Origin of the sequence: Nocardioides ungokensis (genome assembly GCF_013466985.1) — a bacterium.
Lineage (GTDB): Bacteria > Actinomycetota > Actinomycetes > Propionibacteriales > Nocardioidaceae > Nocardioides > Nocardioides ungokensis.
The window spans coordinates 4,140,762-4,154,248 of sequence record NZ_CP059164.1 but is presented as its reverse complement, the minus strand read 5'-3'; the positions used below and the strand labels follow the sequence as shown (position 1 = coordinate 4,154,248).

Annotated in this window: 12 protein-coding genes and 1 pseudogene; 10 read left to right on the top strand and 3 right to left on the bottom strand. The window is 71.3% G+C overall.

Going from position 1 to position 13,487, the window contains the following annotated elements; translation table 11 throughout:
- Window positions 1–3: 3 nt before the first annotated feature.
- Complete coding sequence (locus tag H0S67_RS20580; protein ID WP_180934566.1) at window positions 4–729, bottom strand: GAF and ANTAR domain-containing protein; 726 nt, start codon at window positions 727–729, stop codon at window positions 4–6.
- A 291-nt stretch (window positions 730–1,020) separates the two neighbouring features.
- Here H0S67_RS20580 and H0S67_RS20575 point away from each other — a divergent pair, with 291 nt between their 5' ends.
- Complete coding sequence (locus tag H0S67_RS20575; protein ID WP_180934565.1) at window positions 1,021–2,097, top strand: phosphatase PAP2 family protein; 1,077 nt, start codon at window positions 1,021–1,023, stop codon at window positions 2,095–2,097.
- On the opposite strand, the gene H0S67_RS20570 is transcribed toward H0S67_RS20575, so the two are convergent.
- Window positions 2,024–4,240 (bottom strand): acyltransferase family protein, encoded by a 2,217-nt coding sequence (locus tag H0S67_RS20570; RefSeq protein ID WP_180934564.1) that lies wholly within the window; start codon window positions 4,238–4,240, stop codon window positions 2,024–2,026. The genes H0S67_RS20575 and H0S67_RS20570 overlap by 74 nt on opposite strands.
- Window positions 4,241–4,615: 375 nt before the next feature.
- Here H0S67_RS20570 and H0S67_RS20565 point away from each other — a divergent pair, with 375 nt between their 5' ends.
- The 5 genes and pseudogenes from H0S67_RS20565 (at window position 4,616) to H0S67_RS20545 (ending at window position 8,027) form a co-directional block, all read left to right on the top strand.
- Complete coding sequence (locus H0S67_RS20565; protein WP_028650227.1) at window positions 4,616–4,819, top strand: cold-shock protein; 204 nt, start codon at window positions 4,616–4,618, stop codon at window positions 4,817–4,819.
- 216 nt (window positions 4,820–5,035) lie between these two features.
- Window positions 5,036–5,200: a hypothetical protein gene (locus H0S67_RS20560; protein ID WP_180934563.1), complete on the top strand. Its 165-nt coding sequence runs from the start codon at window positions 5,036–5,038 to the stop codon at window positions 5,198–5,200.
- A gap of 76 nt (window positions 5,201–5,276) precedes the next feature.
- Window positions 5,277–5,570 carry a metal-sensitive transcriptional regulator gene (locus tag H0S67_RS20555; RefSeq protein WP_180934562.1) on the top strand — a complete coding sequence of 98 codons (294 nt, stop codon included), beginning with the start codon at window positions 5,277–5,279 and terminating at the stop codon, window positions 5,568–5,570.
- Window positions 5,571–5,593: 23 nt separating this feature from the next.
- A complete protein-coding gene (locus H0S67_RS20550) occupies window positions 5,594–5,800 on the top strand; it encodes a cation transporter (protein ID WP_180934561.1) in 207 nt (68 codons plus the stop codon).
- 14 nt (window positions 5,801–5,814) lie between these two features.
- A pseudogene (locus tag H0S67_RS20545) lies at window positions 5,815–8,027 on the top strand (heavy metal translocating P-type ATPase).
- Between the two features lie 83 nt (window positions 8,028–8,110).
- Here H0S67_RS20545 and H0S67_RS20540 read toward each other — a convergent pair.
- Entirely contained in the window at window positions 8,111–9,160 is a 1,050-nt protein-coding gene (locus tag H0S67_RS20540) for a hypothetical protein (RefSeq protein ID WP_180934560.1), read from the bottom strand.
- Window positions 9,161–9,202: 42 nt separating this feature from the next.
- On the opposite strand from H0S67_RS20540, the gene H0S67_RS20535 reads away from it, so the two are divergent.
- The 4 genes from H0S67_RS20535 to pstA all read left to right on the top strand — a co-directional run bounded on the left by H0S67_RS20535 (window position 9,203) and on the right by pstA (window position 13,449).
- The gene (locus H0S67_RS20535) at window positions 9,203–10,063 is read left to right on the top strand and encodes an NUDIX hydrolase (RefSeq protein WP_180934559.1); all 861 of its coding nucleotides are present in this window, start codon (window positions 9,203–9,205) and stop codon (window positions 10,061–10,063) included.
- Window positions 10,064–10,230: 167 nt separating this feature from the next.
- The gene (pstS, locus tag H0S67_RS20530) at window positions 10,231–11,322 is read left to right on the top strand and encodes a phosphate ABC transporter substrate-binding protein PstS (protein WP_180934558.1); all 1,092 of its coding nucleotides are present in this window, start codon (window positions 10,231–10,233) and stop codon (window positions 11,320–11,322) included.
- Window positions 11,323–11,422: 100 nt separating this feature from the next.
- Window positions 11,423–12,370, top strand: a complete 948-nt coding sequence (gene pstC, locus H0S67_RS20525) for a phosphate ABC transporter permease subunit PstC (protein WP_180934557.1) — start codon at window positions 11,423–11,425, stop codon at window positions 12,368–12,370.
- Window positions 12,367–13,449: a phosphate ABC transporter permease PstA gene (gene pstA / locus H0S67_RS20520; RefSeq protein ID WP_180934556.1), complete on the top strand. Its 1,083-nt coding sequence runs from the start codon at window positions 12,367–12,369 to the stop codon at window positions 13,447–13,449. The genes pstC and pstA overlap by 4 nt, the downstream gene beginning before the upstream one ends.
- The last annotated feature ends 38 nt before the right edge of the window (window positions 13,450–13,487 follow it).

Sequence of the window (13,487 nt, the reverse complement as noted above, 5' to 3'; positions counted from 1 at the left end):
CGCTCAGGAGTCCGGCTCGAGAACAAGTCTACGAGCGACGACATCGGCCGCCACCTCGTGCAGCGGCCGGTCCTGAGCGTAGGCGTGGGCGCGAAGCCGCGCCATGGCCTCGTGGAGGCTGACCCCGAGCTGGACCTGCACCATGCCCTGCGCCTGGTAGACCTCGAACTGACCGTCCAGCGAGCTGCCGAACGCCGGGTGCTCGTTGTCGGCCGCCGCCTGGGCGTCGAGCAGGGTCGACATGGCCGCCTCGGCGAACGCCAGTCCCTGGTTGAGATCTCGGGTGGACAGCGAACCGGTCTGGTCGCGGTACACGTCCATGGCCCGCAGGCGGGCCCCGCCGAGCTGGAGCGGGAAGGCGAAGACCGCGTTGATGCCGTGCCCCCGGACGGCGGGGGCGTAGCCGGGCCACCGGGTCCTCGCGGCCAGCGCAAGGTCCGGGGTCAGTACCGGGCGACCGAGCGAGAAGGCATCCAGGCAGGGCCCCTCGCCGAGGGTGAACTGGAGCTGCTCGACGGTTTCGGTGTCCGGCCCCGAGGCCGCGAGCACGCTGGCGTCACCGTTGTGCGCGAGGAGGCTGATGCCTGCTCCCGTCGCACCCAGCTCGCGCGCAGCCGCTCGGCACAGCCGCTGCATCCAGCCTCCCGGGTGGGGCTTGTCGCCGCCCAGCGACGGCTCGTCGGCGATCAACGACCAGACGTCACGGCGGGGTGGACCCGCGGTGCTCATGCCGACCCGCGGTGCCCGGAGGCGCAGCGTCCCGCGGCGTTCCGCTCGACTTCCACCGCCGCACGCTTTCCAGGAATCGCAGCCGGTTCCGAAGAGCCACGTCCACAGACTAGGGAGTTTCCACCCTACCTCCGCGCCGGTCTCGCACGCGGAAGGTTCACGGTCCCTTCATGCGGGCCGCGGATAGTCCCGGAGGTCATCGAGCCCTCCGGAGGTGGACCCATCCCCATGTCAGAGTCGTCCTGTCGCCCGTCACGGCGGTCTCCTTCGGCCACAGCGTCGCCCGCATCGATGACTCCGCCGCCGACCGGCCGCGAGGGGCAGGACCGCGGCTGGCTGTGGCGCGTGTGGCTCCTCGTGGCGGTCTTCGCCGCCGTGTCGCTGGCGAGGTCAGCCCAGGTGGGGATCGGCTTCAAGGACCCGGGCGGCGAGATCCTCCGGTCCAGGATCGCGCTGTCGCTGGCGATCTTCGTCGGGGTGCTGCTGGACGCCGCGGTGCGCACCCCGCGGCCCGGCTGGAGCGTGCGGGCGGCCTGGTCGACGCTGTGGGAACGGTGGACCGGCCGCCGGCTCTCGCTCGCGCTGGGCGGGCTGCTGGCCTACCACTGTGTCTACTTCTGCTACCACAACCTGAAGAGCTGGGACGTCTTCCGCGCGCCTCGCGACCAGATGCTGGAGTCCTGGGACCACTGGCTCTTCCTCGGGCACAGTCCCGCAGTCCTCCTGCACGACCTGTTGGGCCAGCACATCGCGGCGTACGTGCTGATGGTGATCTACGAGTCGTTCCCGACGCTGGCCTCGGTCTCGTTCGTCGCGGCCCTGGCGCTCGCCCCGCGCATCAAGGAGGGGTACGTCTTCATCGCCTCGATGCTGTGGGTGTGGATCCTCGGCGTCGCGTCCTACTACCTGGTCCCGTCGTTGGGTCCGTTCGACGCCGCGCCCGGCGACTTCAGCGGGCTGCCGCGCACGATGATCCAGGACACCCAGGCCCGCTACCTCGCCCAGCGCGACCATCTCCTCGCCCACCCGCACGCGGCCGACGCCTTCGCGCAGATCTCGGCGTTCGCGAGCCTGCACGTGGCCGTGACGACGGCCACCCTCCTGATGGCCCGCTACTACGGCCTGCGGCGTACGGCGCGCGCCCTGACCGTCTTCCTGGTCGGGACCGTGCTCGCCACCATCTACCTGGGCTGGCACTTCGCGGTCGACGACCTCGCCGGGCTGGTCATCGCCTTCGGGTCGGTCCGCCTGGGCCGGTGGATGATCCACCCGCCCCGGCGCGCGGACGGACGGCTCACGACCCCAGTCGTGCCGCTGCGGTCCGCCGCCGACCGCCCAGGTCCAGCGCCCGGTCCAGCGCGGGTGTGAGGTGCTGGGCGTACTCGACGGTGACGTGGGCCAGGTCGCGGCGGGGGACGAAGTGCCCGATCACCGCCGGGCACTGGTTGCCGACGCAGAACCACGGCGTCGGGTCGACGTACTCCGCGCCGGCCGCCTGGGCCCCGCGGCGTCCGGCGGCGATCAGGTCCAGCGAGCGCGGGTCGCGGCCGGCCATGCACGAGCGCAGTGACGCCCCCCGCTTCGACAGGCACAGGCTGACCTGGAAGTCGTTGGCGGGCGGGTCCCCGATGAAGACGGTCCGGCCGGAGTGGGCGGAGAGCCGCTCGACGGACCTCGTCATGCCCGCCTCGAACATCGCCAGCGTGGCGTCGTCGTCGGTGACGAGGGTGCCGGAGTCGTCGACGTAGCCCCGGTTGGTGTCGGACTGGGAGCCGAGGATGGTGACCGCGGGCTCCAGCTTCGCCACCTGGTCGACCGCCCAGTCCTGGAACTCCTCGCACCCGTTGCTCGGACCGCCGGTCTTGCGCTCCGGGGTCACGTCCGCGGCGGGGCAGCCCTCCCGCACGAGGTAATAGGCCTTGTAGCCGTACTTCTCGGCCAGGATGTCGAGCGCCGGGATCCACTGGCGCGCGTGCGAGTCGCCGACCAGGACCAGGGTGCGGTCGGCGGACAGGTCACCGCGCGGGCACAGCTTGTCGGGGTTCGTCGGGTAGTACTGGCAGCCGCCGAGGTCGGGCTTCTCCGGGTCCAGCTCGAGCCGGGAGGGCTGGAGGTGCCGGGGGATCTCCAGCCCGTTGCGGGCGGCCAGCACCGAGGCCTCGACCAGCGCGACGGCCGGCAGCCTGCTGAAGTGCGGCTTGGGGTCGTGGCGGGTCTGCCCGTAGTTGCTCCGCGTGATCCACGCGCCGCCGCCTGCGTTCATCTTGGTGACCACGGCCCCGGCGCCGGCCATCATCGGCAGCACCAGGGCGAGCACGGCGGGGTAGAGGACCAGGCCGCGGGCGGGACGCAGCGAGAGCGACTGCATCCGGCGGAACGGGTTCTCCACGAAGTGGTAGCTCAGCCCGGAGACGGCCACGGCGCCGGCGAGCACGACCAGTCCGGACGCGCCGGAGATCGGGCGCCACACCGAGCCCGCGATCACGAGGGCTGGCCAGTGCCAGAGATAGATGGAGTAGGACCAGTCGCCCAGCACCCGCATCGGTGGCACCGACAGCAGCGGCTGGGGCCCCCAGCGGGCCGGTGAGAGGCCCCCGGCCAGCAGCAGCGCGGTGCCGAGCACCGGCAGGGCCGCGGCGTACCCGGGGAACAGGGTGTCGGGGTCGAAGGTCAGCGCCGCGACGGCCACCGCCACCAGGCCGGCCCAGGACACCAGCCCCAGCACCGGGCGGGGGAGCCGGCGCAGTCCCGGCACCAGGCACGCGGTCAGGGCGCCGATGCCGAGCTCCCAGGCCCGGGTGAAGGGGGAGAAGTACGCCGTCACCGCGTCGTCGCGCGTGTGCACCACCGACCACGCGAACGAGGCGGCGATGACGAGGAGCAGCAGCACGACGGCGCTGCCGGTGACCGCTCGGCTGCCCGGGTCGCGCTCGCGGACGACGGCGTGCCGCCCGGCGGCCTTGGGAGCAACGACGCGGCGGCCGACCGCGTGCCGCCCCCGCCGGCGTCGCTCCTGCCGGCGGGCCGCCAAGCGCACGACCAGGCACAGGGTGAGCAGCACCAGCGGCCAGACCACGTAGAACTGCTCCTCCACCGCCAGCGACCAGTAGTGCTGCAGCGGGGAGGGGGCGGAGTCGCCCTGGAAGTAGTCGGTGCCGTCGCTGGCGAACTTCACGTTGGCGGCGAAGAACGTCGCCCACAGGGCGTCGCCGATGACCGCCTCGGCCTCGATGCCGCTGAGGAACCAGACCGAGGCCGCCACGGTGACCAGCGTGACCAGGGTCGCCGCCGGCAGGATCCGGCGGGCGCGGCGGGCGTAGAAGCCGATCAGGGAGACCCGGCGGTCGCGGGCGACCTCGGCGAGCAGCAGCGAGGTGATCAGGAAGCCGGAGATCACGAAGAACACGTCGACGCCCACGAAGCCGCCGTGCAACGGCCCGACGGACGCGTGGTCGAGTGCCACGAGCAGGACCGCGACGGCACGGAGACCCTGGATGTCCCCCCGAGACATTCGCGACACCTCGGCATCCTAGGTCGTGCGACGCCTCCCCGGGCGGTCTTCGCACCGCGGTGGGACGCAGCCACCGGCCCCGGACCGGACTCACCCGACCGGGTGGTTATCCGGCCGGACACGCGCCCGTAGCGCAACCTTCACGATCTCCGTCGGTAAATGCTTGGTCCAGAAACTGGATACGGGGTGATGGCTTGGTAGTGTCGACCCTGCAACAGGTGCAAGTTCCAGCAGGTCTGACGCCCGCGGAGTTTGTGATCCAACGGCGTTTCTTCTTCGTGTGTGCCACTCACGCAAGTCGAGGCGACGTGTCACCGCATCTGATGCGGATCGTCGAAGTGACGATTCTCGCCCCGATGAAGGAGTAACGAGCAAATGGCTCAGGGCACCGTGAAGTGGTTCAACGCCGAGAAGGGTTTCGGCTTCATTGCGCAGGAGGACGGCGGCGACGACGTCTTCGTGCACTACTCGGCGATTCAGTCGCAGGGCTACAAGTCCCTCGACGAGAACCAGAAGGTTGAGTTCGACGTCACCCAGGGCCCCAAGGGTCCCCAGGCGGAGAACGTCCGTCCGCTCTGATTGCGGACGCCAGCCAGGACAGCACCTGTCCGACTGGTCTGTTGCGAGGCCCCATCCCTAGGGATGGGGCCTCGTGCCGTCTTTTGGGGTTCCGCTCGGGTGGTTCCTCATCCCCAAAGGGGTCAGATTTCGGGGCGGGTGTTTCATTCCCGGAATCGCCGGGCACCCTTGACCCCAGAGGGGGCCGACCGTCCACCACGACCGAGGGAGCATGAGGTGCACGACCAGTTCGACGTCACCCTCGAGGACGCTGACCTGCTCGGTGAGGTGGAGCTGACCACCAGCCTGATCATCGCCGCCAGCGAGGCCGAGGACCACCTGTCCGCCGACGAGATCGACCAGATCCTCGGCGTTGCCGAAGAGCCCCGCAGCGCGAGCTGACCCGCGACCTTCCCGCGGAGGGCCTCCCCGTTCCGCCTGCTGGTCCGCCGTACCCCAGGGGGGTACCGTGGTAGTCATGACGGAGCACCAGCACGGCTACATCCACCGCAAGGACGACTACCTCAAGCGCCTGCGCCGCATCGAGGGGCAGGCCCGCGGCCTGCAGCGGATGGTCGAGGAGGAGAAGTACTGCATCGACATCCTCACCCAGGTCAGCGCGATGACGAAGGCGCTGCACGCGGTGTCGATCGGCCTGCTGGAGGAGCACATGAACCACTGCGTGGTCGACGCCGCCCGCGCCGGTGACGACGAGGCCCGCGAGAAGGTCACCGAGGCCGTCGACGCGATCTCGCGACTGGTCCGCTCCTGACCGCCGCGACTGAGGAGGCCTCGATGAGCAACGTGAGCACCTGGACCGTCGCCGGCATGACCTGCGGCCACTGCGTCGCCTCGGTCTCCGAGGAGATCGCCGAGATCGACGGCGTCGAAGCCGTCGACGTGGTCCTCGAGACCGGTGCGGTCACCGTCACCAGCACCACCCCGCTCGACCGCGCCGCCGTGGAGGCGGCCGTGGACGAGGCGGGGTACGCCCTGACCTGAGCGGGGTCGACCCCATGACCACCGACGTCGAGCTCGCCATCACCGGCATGACGTGCGCGTCCTGCGCCAACCGGATCGAGCGCAAGCTGAACAAGCTGGACGGGGTCGTGGCGACGGTCAACTACGCGACCCAGAAGGCCAGGGTCAGCTACCCGACACCGTCACCACCGACGCCCTGCTCGCGACGGTCGAGGGGGCGGGCTACCACGCGCGGTTGCCGGAGCCCCGACGCGAGGTCCCGGAGCGGCCGGACGGGGCCGACGCGGAGCTCGACGCGCTGCGCCAGCGGCTCGTCGTCTCCGCCGTGCTGACCCTGCCGGTGGTGCTGCTGGCGATGGTGCCGGCGCTGCAGTTCACCTACTGGCAGTGGGCGTCGCTGACGCTGGCCGCGCCCGTCGTCGTGTGGGGTGCGTGGCCGTTCCACCGGGCGGCGTGGACCAACCTGCGCCACGGCACCTCGACGATGGACACGCTGGTGTCGATGGGTGTGCTGGCGGCGTTCGGGTGGTCGCTGGTCGCGCTCTTCGGGGGTACGGCGGGCACGCCCGGCATGACGCACCCGTTCGAGCTCACCGTGCAGCGGACCGACGGCCTGGACAACATCTACCTCGAGGCCGCCACGGGCGTGACGACGTTCCTGCTCGCCGGGCGCTGGTTCGAGCTGCGGTCGAAGCGACGCGCGGGGGCCGCCCTCGCCGCGCTGCTCGAGATGGGGGCCAAGGAGGTCACCCTGCTCGAGGACGGCGGGGAGCGGCTGGCGCCCGCCGACGAGCTGGCCGTGGGGGCGCTCTTCGTGGTCCGCCCCGGGGAGAAGATCGCCACCGACGGGGTCGTCGAGCGCGGCACCTCCGCGGTCGACGCGTCGATGCTGACCGGGGAGCCGGTGCCGGTCGAGGTCGGCCCGGGCGACGCCGTGGCGGGGGCGACGGTCAACGCCGGTGGGCGGCTCGTCGTCCGCGCGACCCGGGTCGGCGGCGACACCCAGCTGGCGCAGATGGCGCGCCTGGTCGAGGACGCACAGCACGGCAAGGCCGACGTGCAGCGCCTGGCCGACCGGATCTCGGGCTTCTTCGTGCCGATGGTGATCGTGCTGGCGCTCGCCACCCTGGGCTTCTGGCTGGCCGTCGGCGCCGGGGCCTCGGCGGCGTTCACCGCGGCGGTGTCGGTGCTGATCATCGCCTGCCCGTGCGCGCTCGGCCTGGCCACGCCGACCGCGCTCATGGTCGGGACCGGCCGGGGCGCCCAGCTCGGGATCCTGATCAGGGGGCCGGAGGTGCTCGAGTCCACCCGGCGCATCGACACGGTGGTGCTCGACAAGACCGGCACGGTGACCACCGGCCGGATGTCCCTGGTCGACGTGGTCGCCGCGGGTGGCGAGTCGGTGGAGGACGTACGGCGGCTCGCGGCCTCCCTCGAGGCGGGCTCGGAGCACCCGATCGCCCGCGCCGTCGTCGAGGGCGCCGGCGTCGACGGCGACCTGCCCGAGGCCGAGGACTTCGTGAACGTCGAGGGCCTCGGCGTGCGGGGCGTCGTGGACGGCCACGCCGTGCTGGTGGGCCGGCCGCGGCTGCTCGAGGAGTGGTCGCAGCACCTGCCGCCCGAGCTGGCGTCGGCCGTCGAGGTGGCCCGGGCCGCCGGCCGCACCCCGGTCGCGGTCGGCTGGGACGGTCGGGCGCGCGGCGTGCTGGTCGTCTCCGACACCGTGAAGCCCACGTCGGCGGAGGCGGTGCGACGGCTGCGCGGCCTCGGGCTGGAGCCGGTGCTGCTGACCGGCGACAACGAGCGGGCCGCCCGCGCGGTCGCTGCCGAAGTGGGCATCGAGGAGGTGGTCGCCGACGTGCTGCCCGCCGACAAGGTCGACGTGGTCAAGCGGCTCCAGGACCGGGGCCGGGTGGTGGCCATGGTCGGCGACGGCGTCAACGACGCCGCCGCGCTGGCGCAGGCCGACCTGGGGCTGGCCATGGGCACCGGCACCGACGTGGCGATCGAGGCCTCCGACCTCACCCTGGTGCGGGGTGACCTGCGGGTCGCCGCGGACGCGGTGCGGCTGGCGCGGCGCACCCTCACCACGATCAAGGGCAACCTCTTCTGGGCCTTCGCCTACAACGTGGCCGCCCTGCCCCTGGCCGCCGCCGGGCTGCTCAACCCGATGCTGGCCGGGGCCGCCATGGCCCTGTCGTCGGTGTTCGTGGTCTCCAACAGCCTGCGGCTGCGTCGCTTCCGTTAGCACGCCGAGTCGGCGCTCCTTGACACCTCGGGGAACGCCGAGTCGGCGCTGGTTGACGCGCCTGGCCGCAGGCGACCTCGCGATCAGCAGGTGGCGAAGAGGACCGGGCCGCTGCCGAGGTCGGAGAGCACGTAGGCGTCCCGGCGGGGGATCAGGTCCATGGTGACGAGCTTGCCGGAGGCGGTGGCCGACTTGACGGAGAACCGGTCGCCGAAGGTGCCGCCCTGTCCGGGTGCGGGACCGCGGGCCAGGGTGAGGCGGGTGTCGGCGTTGGTCTTGGCCTGGTCGTCGGTCTCGAAGGCCATGACGACCCTGACGTGCCGGTCGGGCTGCACCGACATGGCGAAGCTGCTGATCGGGTTCACGTCGCCGGCGTCGGCCAGCAGCTGGTCGGCGGCCTGCTGCTCGGACGGGTCGGCGTGGCTCATCGCCAGCGCCGAGCAGGTGTAGTCGCCGGAGTAGATCGACGCCGAGAGCGGCTCCCCGCTGGCGTCGATGACCTCGTCGAGCTCGTCGGAGGCGCCGTCGCCGTGCAGCTCGTCGACCGCCTGGCTGAGGTAGCCCTCGTTGTCGCTGGTCAGCACCAGCCCGTCGTCGCTGTCGATCGCGACGTACTGCAGCTCGGGGGTCAGGTCCGGGCCGATGGAGTTGAGCAGGTCCTCGCCGCCCCGCCAGACCCCCGTGTCCGACGACGGCCGGGTGTAGCCGATCGACGCGAGGTCGTCGCCGATGCCGCCGAAGTCGGTGCCGTCGGGCAGGTGGATCATCACCACTGCGCCCTGCGTGGACTGGCTGAAGAGCTCCCAGTCGGCCGAGGCGGGGGAGAAGCCGTACTTCTCCTGGAGCACCGGCGCCGACTGCACGAGCGCCGACGTCGAGGTCAGGTCGGCGTCGTACCCCTTGGTCAGCATCCGGTTCAGGTCGGAGACCGGGGAGTCGGCGGTCGTCGACACGCCGACCGCGCGGCGTACGGCGGTCCAGTCGGTCCAGGAGAGCCGTTCGGCGTCCGGCGGCGCCATCGAGGTCGCGCGCTGGAGATCGGTCCGGTCGTGGTTGCGCCACCAGAGCAGGCCGCCCACGACGAGCGCGACCACGACCGCCGCAGCGGTCCCGATCACGAGACGTTTGCGCACGGCTACTCCTGTCTCGGGGCGAGGTGATGTGAGACTACTGGCATGCCCTCGAAGGACGTGCTGGCCGCCGGTGCCGTGGTCTTCCGCCCGGGACGCCAGGTCCTCCTCGTGCACCGACCCCGGTACGACGACTGGTCCTTCCCCAAGGGCAAGCTCGATCCCGGCGAGCACGCGACCGCCGCCGCGGTGCGGGAGGTGGCCGAGGAGACCGGGCTGCACGTGCGGCTCGGGCCGCCGCTCGGGTCGCAGCGCTACGAGAACGGTGGCGGCCGGATGAAGACGGTCTTCTACTGGACCGGCCGGGTGGTGGGCGACGACGACGTGAGCGGCTACCTGGTCAACGAGGAGATCGACGAGGTGGTGTGGGTCGACCGCGACGCGGCGTACGACCGGCTCACCTACCCCCACGACCGCGACACCCTGCACGAGGCCACCAAGGTGCGCCGCAAGACCCAGGCGCTGGTGGTCCTGCGCCACGGCGTGGCCCGCTCCCGCAAGGCCTGGAGGGGCGACGACCGGCTGCGGACGCTGGTCCACGCGGGCCAGGAGCAGGCACAGCGGCTGGTGCCCGTGCTGTCGGCGTACGCCGTGTCACGCGTGGTCACGTCCAGCAGCACCCGCTGCGTGGAGACGGTGCGGCCCTTCGCCGACACCACGGGCTGGAAGCTCGAGCTCGAGGACGGGCTGAGCGAGGAGGACTCCACCGTCGCCTCCGTGCTCCGGGTGGTCGACGATCTCGCCCACGACGACCACGCGGCGGTGCTGTGCACGCACCGGCCGGTGCTCCCGTCGGTCTTCGACGCTCTCGGGCTGGACGACCCGCAGCTCGACCCGGGCGGGATGTTGGTGGTCCACCTGCGCAAGGGCAGGGTCGTCGCCACCGAGCAGCACCAGGTCCGCTGAGTCAAGGCCTCCCGGCCTTGTTCACGTGATCGCCGTCTCACCTGCGCCGCGGCGTCGACGAGTGGGTGGTTCGAGTTCACCCTCGTTCACCGTCGACCACGCAGCCGGACACCTGCGCTCCCTAGCGTCCCTGCTGTCATCCCCGAGAGAGACATCAGGAGAACGAAGTGAAGAGCACTTCCATCCGCCGGGCAATCGTGCCCGGAATCGCCGTGCTGACGCTGGCGCTGACCGGCTGTGGGGCCGGCAACGAGGCCAGCGGTGACAGCGGCAGCGGCCTGAGCGGGACGCTCAACGGCGGCGGGTCCTCGGCCCAGGAGTCGGCCCAGGCTGCCTGGCGCGCCGGCTACCAGAGCGCCAACAGCGGGGTCACCGTCAACTACGACCCGGTCGGCTCCGGCACCGGGCGCGAGAACTTCATCTCCGGCGCCTACATGTTCGCCGGCTCCGACTCGGCCCTGAGCACCGACGGTGGCGAGCTCGACTCGGCCAAGAAGCGCTGCGGCGGCGACGTCATCGAGGTCCCGGCCTACGTCAGCCCGATCGCCGTGGTCTACAACCTGCCGGGCGTCGACAAGCTGCAGTTGTCGTCCGCCACCATCGGCGACATCTTCTCCGGCAAGGTCACCAAGTGGAACGACCCGGAGATCGCCAAGGACAACCCGGGCGCCAAGCTGCCGAGCACCACGATCACCCCCGTCCACCGCTCGGACGACTCCGGCACGACGGCGAACTTCACCGACTACCTGGAGCAGACCAGCGGCGGCACCTGGAAGTACCCGACCGACGACACCTGGCCGATCAAGGGTGGCGAGGCCGGCGAGGGCACCTCCGGGCTGGTCGCCGCGGTGAAGGCCGGTGACGGCACGATCGGGTACGCCGACGACAGCCAGGTCGGCGACCTCGGCGTCGCCTCGATCAAGGTCGGCTCGACGTACAACGCCCCGAGCGCCGAGGGCGCCGCCAAGGTGCTGGCCCTGTCGCCGAAGGTCACCGGCCGTGGTGCCGACGACATGGCGATCGCGGTGGACCGCAGGACGACCGAGGCGGGTGCCTACCCGCTCTCGCTCACGTCCTACCTGATCGCCTGCCCGACCTACAGCAGCAAGAACGACGCCGACATGGTGAAGGGCTTCCTGTCGTACGCGGTGTCGACCAAGGGGCAGCAGGCCGCTGCCACGCAGGCCGGCTCCGCCCCGCTGGACCCCAGCCTGCAGAAGCAGGCGGCCTCGATCGTCGACAAGATCTCGGCCAAGTAGGCATCACGAGTACCTTGACCGCCGGGGTGCGGCGGGCCGGGATAACCGGTCCGCCGCACGCTGGCGTTCAGCCGTAGTCCCCCGTAGCCCAAGGAGCATCGTGTCCGTCACCACCTCCGTCCCGGAGAAGGCCCCGGCGAAACCGCCGCGGAGCCTCGGCGACCGCCTGTTCTCCGGCGTGGCCCGGGCCGCCGGCCTCACGATCCTGGCCGCGCTCGCCGGTGTCTTCATCTTCCTCACCATCGAGGGCGTGCCCGGCCTCAGCCAGCCGACCAGTACCTACGCGCCCAACCACGACTTCCTGTCGTACGTCGGACCGCTGATCTACGGCACGATCCTCGCCGCGGTGCTCGCTCTGATCCTGGCCGTCCCGTTCGCCCTGGGGATCGCGCTGTTCATCTCCCACTACGCGCCGCGCCGGCTCGCCGTCCCGGTCGCCTACGTCATCGACCTGCTGGCCGCCGTGCCGTCGGTGGTGTTCGGCCTGTGGGGCGCCCGGTCGCTGGCCACCTACCTGGTGCCTCTGCACGAGTGGCTCTACGCCCACCTGTCGTGGCTGCCGTTCTTCGCGGGTCCGCCGTCGGTGACCGGCCGCACCATCTTCACCGCCGGCATCGTGCTGGCGATCATGATCCTGCCGATCATCACCGCGATCTCGCGCGAGGTGTTCGCGCAGACGCCGCGGCTGGACCAGGAGGCGGCGCTCGCGCTCGGCGCGACCCGCTGGGAGATGGTCCGGATGGCGGTCTTCCCCTACGCCCGCTCCGGCATGGTCTCGGCGATCATGCTCGGGCTCGGCCGCGCCCTGGGCGAGACGATGGCGGTGGCGATGGTGCTCTCCGCCTCGCCGATCGTCACCCTGAACCTGATCTCCAACACCAACCCCGCGACCGTGGCGTCCAACATCGCCTCGAGCTTCGCCGAGGCCACGCCCGCCAAGCTGCACGTGCTGATCGCCACCGGCCTGGTGCTCTTCGCGTTCACCTTCGCGGTCAACTTCGCCGCCCGGTGGGTCGTGGGCCGCAACGATCGGAGGATGTCGCGATGACGAGCGCGAACCTTGCCCCCGACCTCGCCGCGTCGATGCGGCTGTCCCGTCCCCGGCTGCCCCGCTGGGCGCCGGTGCTCGCCCTGGTCCTCACGGTCGCCGCGGCCGGGCTGCCGGCGATGCTGCTCGGCTGGTCCGTCGTGGGCTGGCTGGCCCTCGCGCTCGTCCTCTTCCTCGCGGCGCTCCCCGGCTGGGCGTGGGCCGTGGAGGGCGGCCGCTCCGCGGTCGACCGGTTGATGACCGCGCTGATCTGGTCCGCCTTCGGGATCGCGGTGATCCCGCTGGTCTGGCTGATCTGGACCGTCGTCAGCCAGGGTGCCTCGGTCATCAGCGTCGAGTTCCTCACCTACTCGATGCGCAACATCGTCGGCTCGGGCGGTGGCATCTACCACGCCCTGATCGGCACCCTGCTCGTCACCGGGGCCGCGGCCGTGATCTCGATCCCGATCGGGATCTTCGCCGCCATCTACCTGGTGGAGTACGGCAAGGGAACCCAGCTCGGACGCTGGATCACCTTCCTGGTGGACGTGATGACCGGCATCCCCTCGATCGTGGCGGGCCTCTTCGCGCTGTCGCTGTTCGTGCTGCTCTTCGGTCCGCAGTTCCGGGCCGGGATCGGTGGCGCGGTGGCCCTGTCGCTGCTGATGATCCCGATCGTTGTGCGCTCGACCGAGGAGATGCTGCGGTTGGTGCCTGCCGACCTGCGCGAGGCGTCGTACGCCCTGGGCGTGCCGAAGTGGCGCACGATCTCCAAGGTGGTGCTTCCGACCGCATTGGGCGGCATCATCACTGGTGTGACCCTGGCGATCGCGCGCGTCATCGGTGAGACCGCGCCACTGCTCGTGGTCGCCGGCAAGACCGACTCCACGAACTTCAACCTCTTCAACGAGCGGATGAGCACGCTGCCCGTCTACATCTACTACTCGTTCACGCAGCCGGGCATCGCACCGCCGGGCGTCAGCGACCCGCCGGGCATCGCCCGTGCGTGGGGCGCCGCGCTGGTGCTGATCGTGATCGTGATGGTGCTGAACCTGCTCGCGCGGGTGATCGGCAAGATCTTCGCCCCCAAGAAGGGCTGACCCGGCGACCCCGGGCTCAATCCTTTTCGACCACAAGG

Excerpts from the sequence above, each read along its gene's own strand:
- H0S67_RS20565 (WP_028650227.1), top strand. The coding sequence starts at position 4,616 with ATGGCTCAGGGCACCGTGAAGTGGTTCAACGCCGAGAAGGGTTTCGGC.
- H0S67_RS20570 (WP_180934564.1), bottom strand. The coding sequence starts at position 4,240 with ATGTCTCGGGGGGACATCCAGGGTCTCCGTGCCGTCGCGGTCCTGCTC.
- H0S67_RS20580 (WP_180934566.1), bottom strand. The coding sequence starts at position 729 with ATGAGCACCGCGGGTCCACCCCGCCGTGACGTCTGGTCGTTGATCGCC.
- pstA (WP_180934556.1), top strand. The coding sequence starts at position 12,367 with ATGACGAGCGCGAACCTTGCCCCCGACCTCGCCGCGTCGATGCGGCTG.
- H0S67_RS20535 (WP_180934559.1), top strand. The coding sequence starts at position 9,203 with ATGCCCTCGAAGGACGTGCTGGCCGCCGGTGCCGTGGTCTTCCGCCCG.
- H0S67_RS20555 (WP_180934562.1), top strand. The coding sequence starts at position 5,277 with ATGACGGAGCACCAGCACGGCTACATCCACCGCAAGGACGACTACCTC.
- H0S67_RS20575 (WP_180934565.1), top strand. The coding sequence starts at position 1,021 with ATGACTCCGCCGCCGACCGGCCGCGAGGGGCAGGACCGCGGCTGGCTG.
- H0S67_RS20550 (WP_180934561.1), top strand. The coding sequence starts at position 5,594 with ATGAGCAACGTGAGCACCTGGACCGTCGCCGGCATGACCTGCGGCCAC.